The sequence below is a fragment of the Sciscionella sediminilitoris genome, from assembly GCF_000737195.2.
In the GTDB taxonomy this organism is placed as follows: domain Bacteria; phylum Actinomycetota; class Actinomycetes; order Mycobacteriales; family Pseudonocardiaceae; genus Sciscionella; species Sciscionella sediminilitoris.
The window spans coordinates 103,119-122,486 of the sequence record NZ_JALM01000003.1; the positions used below are offsets into that span (position 1 = coordinate 103,119).

Annotated in this window: 15 protein-coding genes; 8 read left to right on the forward strand and 7 right to left on the reverse strand. The window is 70.2% G+C overall.

Annotation, left to right across the window (positions count from 1 at the left end; genetic code table 11):
* Positions 1-3 precede the first annotated feature (3 nt).
* The 4 genes from AD72_RS00955 (at position 4) to AD72_RS00970 (ending at position 5,137) form a co-directional block, all read left to right on the forward strand.
* Positions 4-1,020 (forward strand): LacI family DNA-binding transcriptional regulator, encoded by a 1,017-nt coding sequence (locus AD72_RS00955; protein WP_031464407.1) that lies wholly within the window; start codon positions 4-6, stop codon positions 1,018-1,020.
* An 11-nt stretch (positions 1,021-1,031) separates the two neighbouring features.
* Complete coding sequence (locus tag AD72_RS00960) at positions 1,032-2,096, forward strand: M20 family metallopeptidase (protein ID WP_031464408.1); 1,065 nt, start codon at positions 1,032-1,034, stop codon at positions 2,094-2,096.
* A 60-nt stretch (positions 2,097-2,156) separates the two neighbouring features.
* Positions 2,157-3,146 carry a glycoside hydrolase family 183 protein gene (locus tag AD72_RS00965; protein WP_031464409.1) on the forward strand — a complete coding sequence of 330 codons (990 nt, stop codon included), beginning with the start codon at positions 2,157-2,159 and terminating at the stop codon, positions 3,144-3,146.
* 83 nt (positions 3,147-3,229) lie between these two features.
* The gene (locus tag AD72_RS00970; protein ID WP_082468705.1) at positions 3,230-5,137 is read left to right on the forward strand and encodes an arabinofuranosyltransferase; all 1,908 of its coding nucleotides are present in this window, start codon (positions 3,230-3,232) and stop codon (positions 5,135-5,137) included.
* A gap of 6 nt (positions 5,138-5,143) precedes the next feature.
* On the opposite strand, the gene AD72_RS00975 is transcribed toward AD72_RS00970, so the two are convergent.
* Genes AD72_RS00975 through AD72_RS00995 form a run of 5 tightly spaced genes read right to left on the reverse strand, consistent with a single transcriptional unit; the run spans position 5,144 to position 12,918 of the window.
* Entirely contained in the window at positions 5,144-6,757 is a 1,614-nt protein-coding gene (locus AD72_RS00975; protein WP_031464411.1) for a gamma-glutamyltransferase, read from the reverse strand.
* Positions 6,758-6,771: 14 nt separating this feature from the next.
* Positions 6,772-8,010 (reverse strand): MFS transporter, encoded by a 1,239-nt coding sequence (locus AD72_RS00980; RefSeq protein ID WP_031464412.1) that lies wholly within the window; start codon positions 8,008-8,010, stop codon positions 6,772-6,774.
* A gap of 29 nt (positions 8,011-8,039) precedes the next feature.
* Entirely contained in the window at positions 8,040-9,692 is a 1,653-nt protein-coding gene (locus AD72_RS00985) for a hydantoinase B/oxoprolinase family protein (protein WP_031464413.1), read from the reverse strand.
* Positions 9,683-11,752 carry a hydantoinase/oxoprolinase family protein gene (locus tag AD72_RS00990; RefSeq protein WP_031464414.1) on the reverse strand — a complete coding sequence of 690 codons (2,070 nt, stop codon included), beginning with the start codon at positions 11,750-11,752 and terminating at the stop codon, positions 9,683-9,685. The genes AD72_RS00985 and AD72_RS00990 overlap by 10 nt, the downstream gene beginning before the upstream one ends.
* A gap of 26 nt (positions 11,753-11,778) precedes the next feature.
* Positions 11,779-12,918, reverse strand: a complete 1,140-nt coding sequence (locus AD72_RS00995) for an FAD-dependent oxidoreductase (protein ID WP_031464415.1) — start codon at positions 12,916-12,918, stop codon at positions 11,779-11,781.
* A gap of 45 nt (positions 12,919-12,963) precedes the next feature.
* On the opposite strand from AD72_RS00995, the gene AD72_RS01000 reads away from it, so the two are divergent.
* Entirely contained in the window at positions 12,964-13,839 is an 876-nt protein-coding gene (locus tag AD72_RS01000; RefSeq protein ID WP_031464416.1) for a MurR/RpiR family transcriptional regulator, read from the forward strand.
* A gap of 32 nt (positions 13,840-13,871) precedes the next feature.
* Here the strand turns inward: AD72_RS01000 and AD72_RS01005 are convergent, their stop codons facing one another.
* Positions 13,872-14,822 carry a LysR family transcriptional regulator gene (locus AD72_RS01005; RefSeq protein WP_231644700.1) on the reverse strand — a complete coding sequence of 317 codons (951 nt, stop codon included), beginning with the start codon at positions 14,820-14,822 and terminating at the stop codon, positions 13,872-13,874.
* Between the two features lie 170 nt (positions 14,823-14,992).
* On the opposite strand from AD72_RS01005, the gene AD72_RS01010 reads away from it, so the two are divergent.
* On the forward strand, positions 14,993-15,400 hold the full coding sequence (locus AD72_RS01010) for a hypothetical protein (protein ID WP_031464418.1): 408 nt from the start codon (positions 14,993-14,995) through the stop codon (positions 15,398-15,400).
* A 28-nt stretch (positions 15,401-15,428) separates the two neighbouring features.
* Positions 15,429-16,289, forward strand: coding sequence for an alpha/beta fold hydrolase (locus AD72_RS01015; RefSeq protein ID WP_031464419.1), 861 nt, complete (start codon positions 15,429-15,431; stop codon positions 16,287-16,289).
* Here the strand turns inward: AD72_RS01015 and AD72_RS01020 are convergent.
* Positions 16,177-18,315, reverse strand: a complete 2,139-nt coding sequence (locus AD72_RS01020; RefSeq protein ID WP_051897667.1) for an FUSC family protein — start codon at positions 18,313-18,315, stop codon at positions 16,177-16,179. The genes AD72_RS01015 and AD72_RS01020 overlap by 113 nt on opposite strands.
* Before the next feature lie 139 nt (positions 18,316-18,454).
* Between AD72_RS01020 and AD72_RS01025 the strand changes: the two genes are divergently transcribed.
* The gene (locus AD72_RS01025; protein ID WP_037344465.1) at positions 18,455-19,363 is read left to right on the forward strand and encodes a LysR substrate-binding domain-containing protein; all 909 of its coding nucleotides are present in this window, start codon (positions 18,455-18,457) and stop codon (positions 19,361-19,363) included.
* Positions 19,364-19,368: the final 5 nt, after the last annotated feature.

Consider the following 19,368-nt stretch of genomic DNA (forward strand, 5'->3'; position numbering starts at 1 on the left):
CGGATGACGCTGACGCGAGTTGCGCAAATTGCGCAAGTGTCCGCCTCCACGGCCTCCCGTTACCTGCGCGGCCAGCTGAAGGTGAATCCGGAGACGGCGGCACGGATCGACGCCGCGGTCCGTGAACTGGACTACGAGGTCCCGGCCGCGGCCCCGCCCGCCCGGGAGCAGCCGGTGCTCGCGCTGGTCGTCCCGGAGATGGTGAACCCCTTCTTCGCGGGCCTCGCCGACGAGCTCGCCGAGGCCGCGGCGATGGACGGCGCCTCGCTCGTGGTCGGGATCACCGGGCAGCAGGCACGGCGGGAATCCAGCGTGAGCGATCTGGTCGCCTCCACCCCGGCGATCGACGGGCTGATCTATGTCGGCATGCATCGCGAGAATCCACGGCTGACCAGTGCCATCGCCGAGGGCCTCCCGGTGGTGGTGCTGGACGAGGAGATCGCGAGCACCCCGGAGGTGGACACGGTCGCCGTGGACAACTACGGCGGCGCTTACCAGGCGACCTCCTATCTGGCCCAGCTCGGGCACCGGCGGATCGCGCACATCGCGGGCCCGGAAGAGCTGTCCACCACGCGCGACCGGTGCCGTGGCTACCGGGACGCGATGCGCGGCGCCGGACTGCCCGTGGACGAGGATCTGGTGCTGCACGGCCCGTACACCGAACAGTTCGGCGCGAGCACCTTTCCCTATCTGGCCGGGGCCGAACACCGGCCGACCGCGGTGTTCTGCGGCAGTGACATCGCCGCGGTCGGCATGCTCGCCGCCGCCGAGCTGCACGGCCTGCGCATCCCGGAGGACCTGTCCGTCGTCGGCTGCGACGGGATCCGGGTCGGCGAATGGCTGCGCCCCAAGCTGACCACGCTGCAGCAGCCGATGACCGAGCTCGCCCGCGCCGCGCTCGAACTCATCCGGGCCCGCATCGAGGATCCCGCGCGCGCCCCGCAGACCCGCACTTTCCCGCTGCAGCTGGTGATCCGCGGCTCGGCGGTCGCCCCGGACACCCCGGAATCCCCGGAATAAGGAGGTTCGCCTTGCCCGATCCGATCGAGCTGACCCAGCGGCTGGTCCGGCTGGACACCCGCGGCGGCGGGGAGCTCGCCGCGGCGGAACTGCTCGCCGAACCCTTGCGCGCGGCCGGTTTCACGGTGCGGTTGAGCGAGCCCGAACCGGGAAGGGCCAACCTGATCGCCCGCCGCGGGACCGGCACCCCGATCACGCTCACCGGGCACCTGGACACCGTTCCCGCGGACCCCGCGGGCTGGTCGTTCGACCCGCACAGCGGCGAGATCGACGGGGATCGGTTGCGCGGCAGGGGAAGCAGCGATATGAAGGCCGGGGTCGCCGCGATCATGGCGGCCGCGGTCGACACCCCGGCATCCGTTCAGCTCGTGTTCACCTTCGGCGAGGAGACCGGCTGCGAGGGCGCGGCCCGGATCACCGGACTGGAGCCGAGCCCGCTGCTGCTGGTCGCCGAACCCACCGCGAACCGGATCGTGCTCGGCCACAAGGGTGCGCTGTGGCTGCGGCTTTCCGCGCGCGGGCGCAGCGCGCACGGATCCCGTCCGGAACTGGGCGAGAACGCGGTCGTCGCGCTCGCGCGGGCGTGCGAACGGATCCACCGGCATCCGGATTGGCCGAGCAGCCCGACCCACGGCGCGGCCACGGTCAACATCGGCACCTTCCACGCGGGCAGCCAGCCGAACCTGGTCCCGGATCACGCGGAAGCGCAGCTGGACATCCGTACCGTGCCCGGGTTCTCCGCGGACACCGCGCGCGCCGGGATCGCGGAACTCGCCGGGGCGGACACCGGGATCGAGACGCTGCTGGACCTGCCGAGTATCGACACCGATCCGGCCGACCCGCTGGTGGCCGAACTCGCCGGGACCCTGTGCCCGGACTGGACCCCGCAGTACGCCACCTTCTTCACCGACGCGGCCCGGCTCTCGGCCACGCTGGGTGATCCCGCGGTGCTCGTCTACGGCCCCGGCGAACCCGAACAGGCCCACGTCACCGACGAAACCTGCTCGGTAACGGCCATCGGGGAGACCACGGCCGCACTGCGCAGGTTGCTGAGCGCCTGGGCCGAACGCGGCTGAGGACCGTGACCGGGGGTCGTTTACCTCGGCCTGACCTCACGGGCGATACCCTCGCCCGCAATGGTGGGACTCGAGTCGACGAAACAGGTCGCGAAGGTCACCGGTGCCGATTCGATCAACCGCACCGATACCCGGTTCGGTATCCACGCCACGGATCTGGGCATCCTCTGGGCAGGCGGTGACGGGCGGCTGCGGGTGCTGTTCGGCGATACCTACGGCGCGGGCTGGTGCGGTGACGGCGCGGGCCCGGAACACGCCGACTGGCGCAGCAATGTCCTCGCCTATGCCGGTTCCGGTTCGCTCGAGGAGGGGCTGCGGCTCGAGGAGGCGGTCACCCGCGAGGACGGCCGTGCCGCCCAGGTGCTACCCAGCGTTCCCGGCGAGCTCACGGTGATCCCGAACTCCGGGATCGCACTCGGCGACCGGGACTTCGTGCACTACATGTCGATCCGGCAGTGGGGCGAACCCGGTACCTGGCAGACGAACCACGCCGGGATCGCGGTTTCTGCCGACGGCGCCCGGACCTGGATCCGGCCCGATACCGCGGTCTGGCCGAACACCGCGGCCTTCGACCAGAAGTTCCAGATCGGCGCGTTCGCTTATGCCGCCGGGTACGTCTACCTGTTCGGCACCAGCAACGGCCGGTTCTCCGATGCCTTCCTCGCCCGGGTACCGGAGGCGGAGATCCTGGACACCGGGGCCTACGAGTACCGCACCGCGAACGGCTGGTCCGGGCAGGACACCGCCGCGGTCGGGGTGATCCCCGGTCCCATCGGCGAACTTTCCGTTGGCTACAACGATTTCCTCGGCGCCTGGGTGGCGCTGCACCTCGACGAGCACCGCGCGGCGATCGTGCTGCGTACCGCGCCGGAGCTGGACGGACCGTGGTCGGCGGGCACCGTTCTGGTCAGCGGCGCGGACTATCCGGCGCTGTACGGCGGCTATCTGCACCCGGGCTCGCTCGGCGGGCCGGAGCTGCACTATCTGATCTCGCAGTGGAGACCGTACAACGTCTTCCACCTGTGCAGCAGACTGACGAGATCCGCCTGATCATGCACCGGCACGGGATTCCCGTTCCCCGTGGGACATCCGTGCGCCCGAACTCCCCCTGACCCCGTACTTGGAGCCGAGCCATGTCCGTGCGGCCTGACCTGCCCGATGCCCGCCGCTGGGGCCGTACCTGCGCCACCATGGTGCTCGGGCTGCTGCTCGCCGCCGTGGTGAGCCTCGTGATCCAGTGGATCGCCAACAAGGGCAACGCGCCGTGGCCGTCCTCGGTCCGGAAGAACTACGTGGGGCTGACCATGGCCGTGGTCATGCTCGGCTGCCTCGGCTTGCTGTGGTGGAACCGGTGGACCCGCACCGCCTCCTGGGTGCTGCTCTCCGCCTCGGTGACCCTGCCGCTCTCGCTCGCCCTGATGGGAACCCGGTACTACCTGGGCGGTCTCGCGGTGGACCAGAACTTCCGCACCGCGTACCTGACCCGGATGACCTCGTCCCCGGCCCTGGCCGATTTCACCTATCACGGCCTCGCGCCGTACTACCCGAGCGGCTGGTTCTGGCTGGGCGGGCGGTTCGCGAATCTGCTCGGACTCCCCGGCTGGGCCGCCTTCAAACCGTGGTCGATTCTCACCCTCGCGCTCATCACGATCATCGTCTACGAACTGTGGGCGCTGTTCACGAGCAAGCGGCTGGCATTCCTGCTGAGCCTGTCCACCGCGATCATCGGCATCCTGCAGGGTGCCGAGGAACCGTATTCCTGGCTCGCCACCGCGACCATCGCCCCGCTTTCGGTGCTCGCCTGGAACTGGGTCCACGCACTGGCGCGGCACCGTTCGGCATCGGTCACCGGCGGCCTGTCCACCGCGATCGTGCTCGGGATCGCGCTCGGCGTCTTCGGGGACTTCTACACCCTGCACATGGTTTTCTTCGCGTTCACCCTGATCGTGCTCGCGGTGCTCGGCTGCTGGCAGTCCCGCAGGACCGCGGAGGACCCGATTCCGCTCTCCCGCGCCCTCGCCGCGCTGGTGCGCCACGGCCTGCTGCTGGCCGTGGTCGCGGTGCTGGTGCTGCTGCCGGTGTGGTGGCCCTACCTGTCCGCGATCCTGGGCGGCGGGCACGGTTCGAACATCGCGCTGCGGTACCTGCCGCCCGGTGGCGCCGAGGTGCCGACCCTGATGCTGCAGTTCTCCCTCGTCGGTGTTGCCTGCCTGCTCGGCCTCGGCTGGCTGGTGTGGCGGTTCCGGCACAGCGCGGTGGCCAGCGCCCTGTCCGTGGTCACGCTGAGCTGCTACGCCTGGTACCTGCTCTCCATGCTGGCCCTGGTCTTCGGCACCACCCTGCTGGCCTTCCGGGTCTACAACGTGCTCACCGTGGTGCTGGTGTGTGCCGGGGTGTTCGGGGCGGTGGCGCTCACCCGGTTCCTCGGCGAGCGGCTGAGCGCGCACCGCACGCGGATCCGGTTGCTGGCCGCGGTTCTCGGCCTCGGCTCGCTGATCGGGATACTGCAGGGGGTGCCCGCGATCGCCTCCGGGGACAAGCAGGCCTTCGGCAACTACTACCCGGACGGTGCCACCCCGGTCGGGCGTTCGGATCCGGGCGACAAGGACTACTGGGTGCCCCGGCTCAACACGGCCATCCGGGAGATGACCGGGCGGGAACCCGAGCAGAACATCCTTCTGGCCAACCAGCCCATCCTGATCACCACCTCGCCGTACTGGTCCTATCAGGCCTCCAGCCCGCAGTACGCGGACCCGCTCGGCCGGTTCGCCGAACGCAACGACCAGATCCGGCAGTGGGCGCAGGCCCGCGATTCGGCGCAGCTGGACAACGAACTCCGGCGCAACGACAAGGAATCGCCCGATGTGTTCGTGCTCGAACGCGGCGCCAAGGGGCTGACCTATTCGATGAAGAACGACGCCTTCCCCGCGGATCCGAACATCACCGTGGAGAAGGTCGACTTCGACCCGAAACTGTTCGACTCCCCCGCCTTCCACCGCCGCGATGTCGGGCCCTACGCGGTGATCACCCGCAATCCGTAGCGGAGTTCAGCCGGTCCGCGCCAGTCCCGGGTCACCGCGCGGATCGGCGCCGGGCACCAGCCGCCCGGACCGGTCCCGCCCGATCGCCTGCACCCGGGACATGTAGCCGGACACCCGGACATCGTTGCCCAGGGCGCGCAATTCCTCGGCACCGTCCAGCGCGGGTTCCACGAGCACGGTGCGGTCCTGCTCGCTGTGCAGCCGCGGCAGGGTCACCGCGGTGTCCGTTGCCGTGCCACCGAACAGCACCTCGTGGGCGACCTGGAACACGGAGGTGACAAGGCGGCTGCCCCCGGGTGCTCCGGCGGCGAACCGGAAACCGTTGCCGTCGAAGGCGATCAGCGGCGCTCCGGTGCCGATCCGGGCACCGGGACGGATGGAGTCGGGCTGCTCCGGGCGCGGGTCGTAGTGGCCGAGGAAATTGTTCAGCAGGTAGCCGAGTTCGGGCACCAGATAGCCGCTGCCGCCGACCGAACCCGCCGAGTGCGTGATGCACACGGCGTGCTCGGAGTCCACGGCGGTGACATGGGTGGTCCCGTCGCCCGGTTGCGCGCCGCGCACCCGCACCGGATCGCCGCCGCGGATGCGTTCCACCCAGGCGCCGAGCGCATCCGCGTCCAGTGCCGCGCGCACGGTGTCCGCGATGTCCTGCTGCCGGGTTGCCTTGATGTACCGGTTGTCCGCGAAGCTCGCCCGCATCACCGCGGCCAGCCGGTCCCACCGGTGCGGTCCCCGAGGTTCCCCGGCCAGCCGCAGTCCGTGCGCGAGGCCGAGCATCTGCAGCACCTGCAGGCCGGGGCTCGGCGGCGGCGCGGTGTGCAAGGAATTCCCGGCGATCCGGTGCGTGGTGGCCGGGGCCGGTTCGGCGCGGTATCCGGCCACATCCTCGGCGGTGATCAGCGAACCGTCCCGCTCGAGCGCGGCGGCCAGGATTGCGCCGAGGCTGCCGTGCAGGAAATCCGGCAGTCCCGCCGTGGCAAGGTGATCGAGGATGTCGGCGATCCACGGCTGCGCGAACCGGTCACCGGCCCGGTAACCGGATCCGTCCGCGCGCAGATAACGGGCGGCGCTTTCCGGCTGGGCGGCCATCTTGTCCGCGAGCGTGGGGTACCCGGGGCGGCTGGCGTGCGAGTCACCCGCGGATCCGGCGTCCCACCAGCGGCCCAGATACGGGGTCAGCACGAATCCCTCGCGGGCCAGCCGGGTGGCACCGGCCAGGATGCCGTCGAGCCCGATCCGCCCGGATCCGTGCCCGGCAAGCAGGGCGTCCATGGCGTCCACGAATCCGGGCACCATCACCGCACCCGGACCGATCTGGTTGGGTTCCCCGCGCACCGCGTAGCGGCCGAAGGTCTCCACCCTGCCGAGCAGCCGCCGCGCCCAGGATCCGGGCACCGGACCGCTTCCGGTCGCGGCCTCGCCGTTGATCGCGGTGACCGTTCCGGTGCGCAGATCGGCGTGCAGCACCAGCGCGGAACCGCCGAGCCCGCACAGCAGCGGGTTCACCACCGCCTGCGCGAAGGCGGCGCCGACCGCGGCGTCCACCGCCGAGCCCCCGGCGCGCAGCAGCTGCCCGCCGACCTCGGCCGCGTGTCGTTCACAGGCCACGAGTACGGCCATGCGAGGCACTCCTTCTAGTCGAGTTCCCAGTCCCGGGTTTCCGGCAGCAGCCAGATGAGCACCACGGTCAGCACGGTGCACAGGCCGAGCGCCATCGCGATGGCATTGCCGAGGCCGAGCTGTCCGGAGGTCCAGCCGATGACCGCGGAGATCAGTCCGGTGAACAGCGCGCCGAACTCGTAACAGATGCCCGCGCCGGAGGCACGTACCCGGGCCGGGAACAGTTCGGTGAACAGTGCGCCCTTTCCGGAGGCCTGCGCGGCCATGAAGAATCCGACGAGCGCGGCAAGCAACAGGTTGAACCACAGGGCATCCACGGCGACCCCGAGGAACAGCAGCCCGAACACCGCGGTGCCCAGATAGAACGCGGTGAACGCCCAGCGCCTGCCGATCGCGTCGTGCAGCTGCCCGCCGAGCACGTAGCCGAGCCAGTTTCCGGCGATCATGAACCACAGATAGATGGCGGCCCCGCTGATACTCAGCCCGCGCTCCTGCGCCAGATACAACGGGATCCAGGTCTGGATCGCCTGGGTGCTGCCCAGTCCGGCGGCACCGAACAGGGCGCCGACGATGGTGCGCCTGCGCAGCCCCGCGCCGAACAGTTCCCGGTAGACCCCGCGTTCCCGGGGCTGCGCGCCCGCCGTCGCGGTGGTGTTGGGTGCCTCGCGCAGTGCGCGCCGCACGATCAGGGCGACGATGGCCGGGAGCAGTCCGACGAGGAACATCACCCGCCAGGCCGTGGCCGGGGCGAACACCAGGTTGGTGATGAGAAAGGACAGGTTCGCCAGCGCCCAGCCGACCGACCAGGCCGACTGCACCCAGGCCAGGGTCCGGCCGCGGCGCTGCTGATCCGCGTACTCGGCCATCAGTGCCGCGCCCACCGGCCATTCCGCGCCGAGGAACAACCCGGCGAGCGAGACCCACAGCATCAGCTGCGGCAGATCCTGCGCGGTGGCCACCAGCGCGGTGGCGATGCTGTAGCCGATCATGATCGCCACCAGCACGCGCACCCGGCCGAACTTGTCGGCCACCCGCCCGCCGATGATCCCGCCGACCGCGGTGACCACCGCGACGGTACCGGTGACCACCCCCGCATCGGCCTTGGTCAGCCCGAGCGCGACCAGGATCCCGGCCATGGCCAGTGGCAGGATCTGTTTGTTGAACCCGTCGAGCCCCCAGCCCGACCAGGTCGCCCACAGCGCCCTGCGGGCCAGCGACCGTTTCGCGGGTGCGGTGGTCACCGGAGTCGACATCCTTGTCCTCCTTGGGTTTTCGGGAATGTTCAGTCGGTTCCGCGGTAGGTCCGGCGCGCCGCCGATTCGGAGACCCGGCCCGCGCGCACGTCCTCGGCGAGGCGTTCCGGATCGCGTTCACGCGGATCACCGGCACCACCGGAGCCCGGGCTCTCCACCCGGAGCACATCGCCCTCGCGCAGTTCCACCCCGGAGATGCGCCCCGAGGCCAGCACCCGTTCGCCGGGACGCCCGGGATTGAACACGAACCGTCCGCTCGTGCCGTCCGCGCCGCCGCGGGTGCCCCACGGCCTGCTGTGCTGCCGGTCGGCGTGCGCGGAGAACTCGGCCCGTTCGGCGCGCACCCGGATGTCGCGGCGCACCCCGAGCCCTCCCCGGTGTTCACCCGTGCCACCGGAATCGGTGATCAGCTCGTAGGTGTCCACCAGCAGCGGGTACTCCTGTTCCAGTGCCTCGATCGGCAGGTTGGAGGAGTTGGTGATGTGCACCTGGACCGCGTCCATCCCGTCCTTGTGCTGCCGGGCGCCACCGCCACCGGCCACGACCTCCGGGTAGACGAAGAATTCCCCTTCGTGTTCCCCGGAGAAGGTCACATAGGTGACGGTGCTGTGGCTGGCGGCGGGCACCCGGTCCGGGACGGCCTCGGCCAGTGCGCCGAGCACGGTGTCGGCCACCCGCTGGCAGGTGTCGGTGCGCGCGGTGACCGGGGCGGGCTCGGCCGGGTTCACGATGCTGCCCTTCGGGGCGCTGATCCGCACCGCACCGTAGAATCCGCCGTTCGGTGGGATCCCCGGATCCAGCACGGCCTTGAGCGCGTAGAACACCGTGGCCTCCAGCGCCGGGCGCACCACGTTGATCCCGACCGGGGACTGTGGCCCGGTTCCGGCGAAGTCCAGGGCGATCGACTGCCCGTCCACGGTGACCCGCACCCGGATCTCGGTCGGTTCGCCGCCGTCGTCGGGATCGAGCACATCGGTGAACGTGTAACTGCCGTCCGGCACCTCGGCCACCGCGGCGGCGAGCCGGTTGCGCGCGTGCTCCAGCAGATAGTCGGTGGCCGCGGCCACGGTTTCGGTGCCATAGCGGGAATGCAGTTCGAGCAGCCCGCGCTCGCCGAGCTCCACCGAGGCCAGCTGGGCGAGCATGTCCCCGCGCCGCTCGGCGGGCAGCCGCGAGTTGAGCGCGATGAAGGCCAGCGGGGCGTGTTCGGTTCCCGCCGCGGTGGCGAACCGGACCAGCGGGATGCGCAGCCCCTCCGCGTACAGCGAGGTGGAGTCCCCGGCGTTGCTGCCCGGCACCCGGCCGCCGATGTCCGAGTGGTGCGCGATGTTGGCGCTGTAGCCCACCAGCCGCCCGCCGGAGAACACCGGTTTGACCATGGTGATGTCCGGCAGATGGGTGCCGCCGCCGTAGTAGGGATCGTTGGTGATGAACACATCCCCTTCGCGCACGGTCAGATCCGCGGCGAGCAGGGCATCGATCAGCCCGGTCATCGAACCCATGTGGATGGGCATGTTCTCCGCCTGCGCGACCAGCTTTCCCTCCCGGTCGAACAGCGCGGTCGAGCAGTCACTGCGTTCCTTGATGTTGGTGGAATAGCTGGCCCTGCGCAGCGCCGCGCCCATCTCCTCGGCGATGCTCACCAGGGACGCGCCGATGACCTGCACGGTGATCAGGTCCATGAGTGCCCCTCCAGTTCGATGAGGATGTTGCCGTACTCGTCCACCCGGGCGTGCGCATCGGGTGTGATCACGGTGGTGGTGTCCATCTGTTCGACGATCGCCGGACCGTCGAACCGTGCTCCCGCGCCCAGATCCGCGCGCCGGTACACCGGGGTGCGCACCGGATCCCCGGCGTCGAAGTCGACCATGCGGTGCTCGATCGGTTCGGTGGCACCGGTTTTCCCGGGAAGCCGCGGGATCACCGGCCGGGGGACCTCGGCGGTCGCGGTGAGCGCGAGCTCCACCAGCTGCACGGTGGCCTGTTCGTGCGCGTAGCCGTAGGCCTTGGTGTGCGCGGCATGGAAGGCGGCGGTGAGCTGTGCCAGCTCTGGACCGCCGAGTGCCGCAGAGTCCACGATGGACTGTTCGAGCGGGACGGTGAGTTCGAAGTTCTGCCGCGCGTACCGCATCCGGGCCACCCCGGTGATGGTGCGCGTGGCACCTTCGGGAGCCTGCTCGTCCAGCCAGCCCACCGCCGTGGCCCGCAATCCGGCCAGTACCTCGTTCACCGCGCCCAGCTCCCGCTCCCGCGCCTCGGCGAGCACGGCATGGGTGAACTCGCCGCGGATATCGGTGGCCAGCAGGCCGAGCGCGCACAGGGTTCCCGGGTTCGGCGGCACGAGCACGGTGGACATCCCGACCTCCCGCGCCACTTCCACGGCGTGCAGCGGGCCCGCCCCGCCGAAGGCCACGAGCACGTATCCGCGCGGGTCCTCCCCCGCCTCCACCGAGACCTTGCGCACCGCACCGGCCATGTTCACCGCGGCGATGCGCCCGATCCCGCGGGCCGCGGTGGCGTTGTCCACCCGCATCCCCTGCGCGACCTCGGCCACCGCGCGTTCGGCCGCGGGATAGTCGACCGCGAGCGCCCCGCCGAGGATGAACCGCGGATTGAGCCGCCCGCGCAGCACGTTCGCATCGGTGACCGTCGGCCGTTGCCCGCCGCGCCCATAGGCTGCGGGCCCCGGCTGGGATCCGGCACTGGCCGGACCGACCTCGAGCGCCCCGCCGCCGTCCACCGAGGCGATACTGCCGCCGCCCGCGCCGACGGTGTGAATGTCCAGCGAGGGAGTGCGCACCGGGCGCCCGTTGATGCTGCGCTGCGCGCTCGGGGTGGCCTCCCCGCCCGCGACGAGGCACACATCGGTACTGGTGCCACCCATGTCGAAGGTGATCAGATCGCGGTATCCCGCGGTGCGCGCCAGGTGCACCGCACCGACCACCCCTGCGGAGGGACCGGAGAGCAGGGTGCCGACCGGATAGTTCCGTACCGCGTCCAGTGTGGACAGACCGCCGCCGGAACCGATCACCCGCGGTTCGACCGGAACCCCGAGCTCGGCGATGCGCCCGGCGAGCCGGGAAAGATAACGCTCGATCCGCGGCCCGACATAGGCGTTGACCACCGTGGTGGAGAACCGCTCGAATTCGCGGAACACCGGGGCGATCGCCGCCGAGGAACACACATAGGCCTCGGGGAACAGTTCACGCAGCCGCCGCACCGCCGCCGCCTCGTGCTCCGGATTGCGGTAGCTGTGCAGGAAACAGACCGCGATCGCCTCCGGCGCGTACTCGGCGATGCGCCGCGCGGGACCGGTCAGCGCGTCCTCGGTGAGCGGGACGAGCACCTTCCCGTCCGCGTCCACCCGTTCGGCGACCGGGTACACCTGCTCCCGCGGGACCAGGGTGGCCGGCTTGTCCGCGTCCAGATCGTAGAGCGCGGGCCGCTGCTGGCGGCCGATCTCCAGGATGTCGCGCATCCCGCCGGTGGTGAGCAAGGCGGTGCGCGCACCGTTCTCCTCCAGCACCACGTTCGTCGCCACCGTGGTGCCGTGCCCCAGGTACCCGATCTCGGCGGCGGGTTTCCCGGTGCGCTCCAGGATGGCCCGCACTCCCTCGGTGACCGCGATCGACTGGTCCTCGGTGGTGGAGGCCAGTTTGTACACCTCGAACGCGCCCGTCTCCGTGTCGAGCGCGGTCACATCGGTGAACGTCCCGCCGACGTCGATACCGATCCGCAGCATGCCTTCTCCTCTCGATCGTGCCTCGGTCAGGCGGCGATTCGCTCGATCCCCAGGTGTTCCACGGGCCATTCGGTGCGGCCCTCGCACACCAGATCGGCGGCGGCCTCGGCGAACACCGGGGAGAGTTTGAAGCCGTGCCCGGAGAATCCGCCCATGGCAAGGATGTTCGGGCTGCCCGGAACCCGGCCGATGATGCCGTGGTTGTCCTCGGTGTAGCCCTCCATATAGGTCCGCACGCTCAGCGGTTCGGCGCGCAGCCCGGGAAGACAGCGGGTCACCGCGCGGGTCACCCGCTGCAGATAATCGGTGTCCACCACCGGATCGAGCCGTTCCGGATCCGGCACGGTGGATTTCTCGACATGCAGATTGATCTTCACCCCGTCGCCGACATCCGGGAAGAAGGAGAACCGGTTCTCCCCGCCGCTGCGCCGCATACCGACCGGAAACCGTTGCGGCGCCCAGTATCCGGGTTCGGCACCGGAGAACCAGCACAGCACCGCCCTGCGTACCTCCACCGCGCGGCGCAGCATCGGGAAAGCCTCGCCGATCCACGGCCCGGTGCACACGATGACCTGATCGAAGTGTTCGGTGTGCCGCTGCCCTTCGCGCCGATAGTGCACCGCGACCCCATTGCGGGATTCGCCGACCTCCTCCACATAGGTCCCGGTGTGCACGCGCGCGCCCGCCTCGAGCGCGCAGGAACTCGCCGCCCGGACCGCGCGCGCCGGATGCAGCAGCCCGCCCTCGCGGTCCAGGAAGGCGAGATCGCCCTCGAAGAGCCGGTGCTGGGGATACGCGGATTCCTCGACCAGCTCGCCGTCGACCGACCACTGCCGCGCGACATCGAGCACCGTGCGCACATCGGGGTCCCCGGCCGAACCGACGGTCAGCGCGCCGTACGGTTCGAACAGCCGCTGCCCGGTCCGTTCCTCGAGCTCCAGCCAGGCGCTCCGGGCCGCGCGCAACAGCGGCACATAACGCCCGCCCTCCTTGTAGGCGATCCGGAAGATCCTGGTCTGCCCGCCCGCAGCACCGCGGTCGTGCCCGAGCTCGAATCGCTCGAATCCCGTAGCCTCGATCCCGCGCATCGCGAGCCGGCGCAGTACCTGACTGCCCATGGTGCCCACACCGACAACGCCCACCCGGATCTGCTGAACTGGTGCCATGACGCTGAACGTAGCATTTACTTCGCGTAGAAGAAAGTAGGCGACGTGAACACTTCACCATCGCTCGGCCGGCGCATCGCCCGGGCGGGCCAGCTCGCCGCGGGGGAACGCGCGGTGGCCGACTACCTGACCGAGCACCCGGAGGAGGCGGCGGTCTCCTCGGCCGCCCAGCTCGGCGCGGTCACCGGGACCAGCGATGCCACCGTCATCCGCACCGCGCGCAAGCTCGGTTTCGACGGGCTCGGCGAGCTCAAACGCGCGCTCGTGGAACACGTGGCCCGGCGCCGGGATCCGGCCAAGGTACTCGGCGAACGCGTGAAGCGGCTGCCCAGCGAAGGGGCGACCGTGCTGGACGCGGTGCTCGGCGCCGGGGGAAACCTGCTCGAACAGGCCCATTCGCTGATCCCGCAACAGCAGTGGGCCGAAACCGTACGGCGGCTGTCCACGGCGAGCCGGATCTGGGTGTTCGGCATCGGGCCGAGTGGTACCGTCGCGGAGAACTTCGCCCTCGCGCTGCGCAGGGCCGGGATCGACGCGGATTCCTGGACCGCGACCGGTTTCCGGCTCGCCGACGACCTGCTGCGGGTGCGCGCCGAGCACGCCCTCGTGGTCATCGCCCCGCTGCGGGTGTTCCGGGAGACCGAGATCGTGCTCGGGCACGCGCGCACCGCGGGCGCCTACACCGTGCTGCTCACCGAGGCGTTCGAGATCCTCGAACCCGACCGCGCCGACCAGATCCTGCGGCTGCCCGAATCCACCGCGGGCGCGGCGAACGAACTGCTCGTCCCGCTCGCCCTGTTGCACGGGCTCGCGCTCGAACTCGCCGCGCGGGACTCGGAGACCGCCGTGCACCACCACGAGGAGCTCAACACGCTGCGCTCGGAGATCACCGGAACCCCCTTGGACGGCACCGCGCAGTAGCCCGGGCACTGAACCGGTCCGAGCGTGCGTGATCAGTGCGCGATCGCGGCCGGATCCGCGGTGGCCGGGGTCGCGGAAGGCACCAGGTCCAGCGCGGCGAGCATGCGCGCGGTCTCCACGAACTGGTGCACCGGACCGGCGTCCATGTCGTTGCGCCACGCGATCGCCAAGGGTGACGGTGGCAGATCCTCGACCGGGACGAAGGCCAGCCCGGGACGGTCGTAGAACCGCTGGGTGGAGGCCTGGGTGAACGCGACCCCGCGGTCGGCGAGGATCGCCTCGAAGCACTCGTCCACGCTGCCGACCTCGGCGCCAATCCGGACGGTGTACGGGCCGCGGGACTCGGTCGCGAGCCAGAAATCCCGCCAGTACTCGGGTGCCCTGCGCCCCACGAAGGGTTCGCCGACCACGTCCTGCACCGACACCCGGGGACGCCCGGCCAGGTGGCAGTACTCGGACATGACGAGCACCCGCGGCTCGACGAACAGCGTTTCGATGGACAACCAGTCCTGGACGAGCACCGGCGGCCGCACGAAGGCCACATCGGTGCTGCCGTTGGCCAGTCCGACATAGGGGTCCGCGAAATCGTAGGACCGCATCTCGACCTGCACCCGCGGGAACCGGGTCTGGAAGGCGGCCAGGATCTTCGGGGTCAGTTCGGCGGCCGCGTTCGCCTGGAACCCGACGATCAGGCTGCCGTTCCCGCCGTTGAACGCGGCCTTCCTGGTGCGCGCCGCGAGTCGTTCGGCACCGGTGAGCAGGCGCTCGGCCTCCTCACGGAACACCATTCCCGCCCTGGTCAGGGTCACATGGCGGCTGTCCCGTTCGAGCAGCCGCGCGCCGAGCTGATGCTCCAGCTTGCGGATCTGCACGCTCAGTGACGGCTGGCTGATGTGCAACCGGGCCGCCGCACGCCCGAAGTGGAGCTCGTCGGCGACGGCCACGAAGTAGCGCATCAGGCGCAGCTCTGGCGGTTCGGCCACGCGGTCATGGTAAGCGCGCGGAGCCCGCGGGACCAATTGTTCTGGGCTATCGATCCGTTGCTCGCAGGTATTGGACGCTCGCCGAGCGTGCGGGATTGGATGAACCGCGTCGCACCGCGAATCGGCGGCTCGTGACATTTCCCTTTCATCCGCTCAGAGAGGAGCAGTCGATGACAACGGCTACTCGTGCCCCCTCGGCACGGGCGTGGGCCGAGGCATTCGCCGAGGCCAGCAACACCGACGCGGAAATCAAGGCGCACGGCAAATACTTCACGTGTTCCTATCTGCTCGACGCCGCCGAACGCAGCTACGTGATCCAGGTCGAGTCCGGCAGGGTCACCGGAATCGCCGTCGATCCGGGGCCGCTCGACGTTCCTTACCAGTTCGCGATCCGGGCGAGTGCGCAGACCTGGCGCGAATTCGGCGCCCCGGTCCCGGCGCCCATGTTCCACGGCATCTGGTCGGCCACGTTCCAGCGCGATATGCGCCTGGAGGGCGAGGTGCTCGTCCTCATGCAGAACCTGCGCTGCATCACCCGGCAGATCGAACTGCTGCGCGTCGTCGGTTCCCCGGTCTGAGACCCGGCCGGACACAGAAAGGACCATCATGAGCAAGATCTCCCCGGTCACCGGGCACTACATCACGATCGAGGTCGACGGCCTCGAATACAAGGTCTTCTACCTGGAGAACGGCACCGGCCAGCCGCTGGTCTGCCAGCACACCGCGGGCTGCCACAACCACCAGTGGCGCGACCTGCTCGAGGATGAGGAGATCACCGCGAACTATCGGGTGATCGCCTACGATCTGCCCCGGCACGGCAAGTCCGATCCGCCGGAGAACACCGAGTGGTGGAAGGAAGAGTACAAACTCACCGCCGAGCACTACGTCAATTTCATCCTCGCGCTCTGCGATGCCCTGGAACTGAAGGATCCGCTGTTCATGGGTTCCTCGTTCGGCGGGAACGCCGCGCTGCAACTGGCGCTGCGTCACCCGGACCGGTTCGCGGGAGTGCTCGCCGTCGAGGGCGCGGACTACTCCCCCGGTTTCTACCTCGACTGGTGGCAGCATCCGCACGCCAACGCGGCCCAGGTCTGCGCCAGTGGAACCTGGGACCTGATGGCCCCGCAGTCGCCCGAGTCCGACCGGTGGAAGACCTGGTTCTACTACTCCCAGGGTTCCGAGGCGTTCAAGGGCGATCTGCACTTCTACTCGGTGGACCACGATCTGCGCGATCGGCTGGGCGAGATCGACACCGACCGCTGCCCGGTCGTGATGCTGACCGGCGAGTACGACTACCTCACCACCCCGGAGGACAGCGCCCGCACCGCGAGCCGGATCAAGAACGGCAAGTTCATCAAGATGCCCGAGATCGGGCACTTCCCGATGAGCGAGAACCACGCGCGGTTCCGGGGGCACCTGCTGGAAGCGCTCGAGATGCTGCGGAACCCGGCGGCCGCCTCGGCGTGACCGGCCGCGGCCGGTGGGAGACCGCCACTTCCACCGGCCGCGGACTTCCACTGCGGCACAGCACATTCTCCTCGAGCTCGCGCGCGTGCCGTGCCACCGAAGCGGCGTCCCCGGCATGGCTCGCGTGGTCACCGCGGACGAGCTCGGCCACCGTGCTCAGGTTGTGCGCCAAGGACTTCCCGGTTTCTGCGAGCCGCGGATCCTCGGCAGCGGTGGTGGCGAGGCTGCGCGCGTGATACGCGCTGGTTTCCAGTAGTCCCAGCAGCTGACGGGCGCGGCTGCGCCGGTCGCGCAGCGGGCTGGCCGGATGGATCAGCGGCTGCGCCGAGGCGCGGAAGGCGTCCAGTCCGGTGTCCACCGCCCGGGCCGCATCCAGCAGCTGACCCGGAGGTGTCCCGGCGGGCCGGGCGCACGCCTGGCCGAGGAAGGCGCGCATCCGGTGCAGCACCTCGGCCAGCTGCTCATCGGTGCGGCGCTGGGTGCGCTGCGGCAGCACCAGCAGCGCGGCGAGCAGTCCGCTTGCCGCACCCAGTGCGGTCTCCTCGATCCGCAGCACCAGCACGGCATCGCTGTAGGTACCGAGCAGGGTGTACAGCAGGCCGACCATCGTGGTGATCAACAGCGACATCAGCAAGTACGAGACCGCGGCGAGATAGAAGGCCCCGAACAGGCCGAGGAGCACCAGCGCGAACGTCGTCCACACATGCCCGGCGACCAGCGCGGCCAGGCCGATCCCGGCGAACGCCCCGGCGAAGGTCCCGGCCAGCCGCCGGTATCCCTTGAGCAGCACCTCGCCCACCGAGGAGGTGTTGATGTAGACCACCCAGCAGGCGAGCATCGCCCAGTACCAGCGCTGCGTGGACAGCAGCTCGCCGCCCAGGATCGCCACCGCCGAGCCGATGGTGACCTGCACGGCGGCCCGGGTGCCGGGGTGACGCAGGCCGCTCGGCGTCTCGGCAGCCGCCTCCTCCCGGGCGGGCTGATCGCCGGGTTCCTCTGTTGCGGTACCGAACGCGTGCCGTAGCCGCGCACTGGCCCGGGTCAGCTCGCCGAGGGCGCGGTGACACTCCCGGAGTTCCCCGGCGGGCGAGGTTCCCGGCGTGAGGCCATGCGGCTGGGAGAGCAGCAGGCGCAGCGCGCGCAGTTCGGCGGCGAGCCCTGGATCAGGCGTGGAACCGTTGCGGGACAACAACACTCCCAGCCGTTCGGCCGCGGTCTCCGCTTCGGCGATCCGCCGCTGCACCAGCGGGTTCACGTTTGCGGTGTCCAATCTGGACTGGATCATCAGGGCACACTGGTGCAGCCGGGCGGTGTTCCGGTGCAGCGCGGTTGTCGCGGTGGCACCGGATTCGGCCTCGGCCACCGCGATCATGGCATCCACGACCGCGGCCAGCCGGGCCCGGAAGGAGTGCCGCAACCGGCGCAGCGCGCGCTCCGGGGTGTCCCGGATCAGGCACAGCAGCACCACCGCGGACGAGCCGATCGCCAGCACCACGACCGAACACAGCACCGGCAACTGTTCCGGGCGTGCGTGCGCGAACTGTGCGGTGAAGAAGAACTGGAACGCGATGCCGCCGAGCGCATCGCAGCGCCGCCCGTAACGCCGCACGAACACCACGGTGAAAATCAGCAGCAGCAAGGCGAAATCCGCGATCACCCGGTGCGGGGCCAGTACCGTGCCCAGGGACAGGGCCAGCAGGCCGACCGGTACCGCGGCCGCGAGCGTGATCGCCTTGCCGCCCGGGCGGGGATCGCTGACCGTCGCCCCTGCGGCCATGGCCCCCATCGCGCCGACCAGCACCACCCGCGCGGGGGCACCGGAAAGGCCGAGTACGAGCAGGGTGAGCAGCACCCCGCCGACGGTGGAAACCGCGCTGAACAACCGGATCAGCCCGGGATCGGAGGCGAGGAAGCGGTCCCGGGCTTTGGCTCCGCCGCGCCGTACCGCCGCGAACCGGGCGCACCGCGGGACGGAAATGGTCGATCGGATTCGGGCATGCTCGCGTCTTTCGCGCGCGGCGGTCACCGCGATGCGCCTCCTTCATGGGCCAGGCGTACTCCCCCATCATCGGGCGCGGGCACTGATTTTCAACCGGAATCGGTGCAATAATTCTTATTGTGAATCGCAATGGATCGCTCGACGACATGCTCTAGGGTGGGCGGCAATGTTTCCTCCGGATCAGGTGCGTACCTTCCTCGCGGTGGCCCAGTCGCTGAGCTTCACCCAGGCCGCGACCACGCTCGGGCTCCGGCAGCCGACGGTCAGCCAGCACATCCGCAAACTGGAGGAGACGGTCGGACGTCCCTTGCTGGTCCGCGATACCCGGAGTGTGACGCTCACCGTCGACGGGGAGGCGATGGTCGGATTCGCCCGCTCCATTCTCGCGGCACACGCCCAGGCGGCGGACTATTTCACCGGCGCCGGGGTGCGGGGCAGGCTGCGGTTCGGGGTGACCGACGATCTCGCCCTGACCCAGGTACCGCGGATCCTGCGGGATTTCCGCCACCTCAACCCGGGGCTCACCCTGGATCTCACGGTGTCCCAAGGGATTCAGCTACAGCGGCGGGTGGAGTCCGGCCACGTGGATGTCGCCTTCCTCAAGACCCCACCCGGAGACGGCCGGGGACGGCTGGTGCGCCGGGACCGCCAGGTCTGGGCGGCCGTCGAGGGCAGCAACCTCGGCTGGCACGACGAACGCCCCGTGCCGCTGATCGTCTACCCGGCCCCCAGCCCGAGCCGCGAGCTGGCCGTGCAGAAACTGGAACAGGCCGGGGTCAGATACCGCCTGGCGTGCACGGCGCGCGGGCACAACGCGGTACTCGCCGCCACCCGGGCCGGTCTCGGTGTCTCGATCTTCCCGCGCAGCCTGCTGCCCACCGACCTCGTCGAGGTGCCCGCGAGCACCGGCCTGCCCGAACTTCCCGAACTCGACCTGGTCCTGCTCACCAACCCGCACGCGCCCGCCGAACCGGTGGAAGCCCTCACCACCACCATCCTCGCCCACACCAACCGGATCCGGCCCATCCACGACACCCGGCAGCGAACGGGTGCCCCGGCCGCCGGGAAGGAGTGACCGGA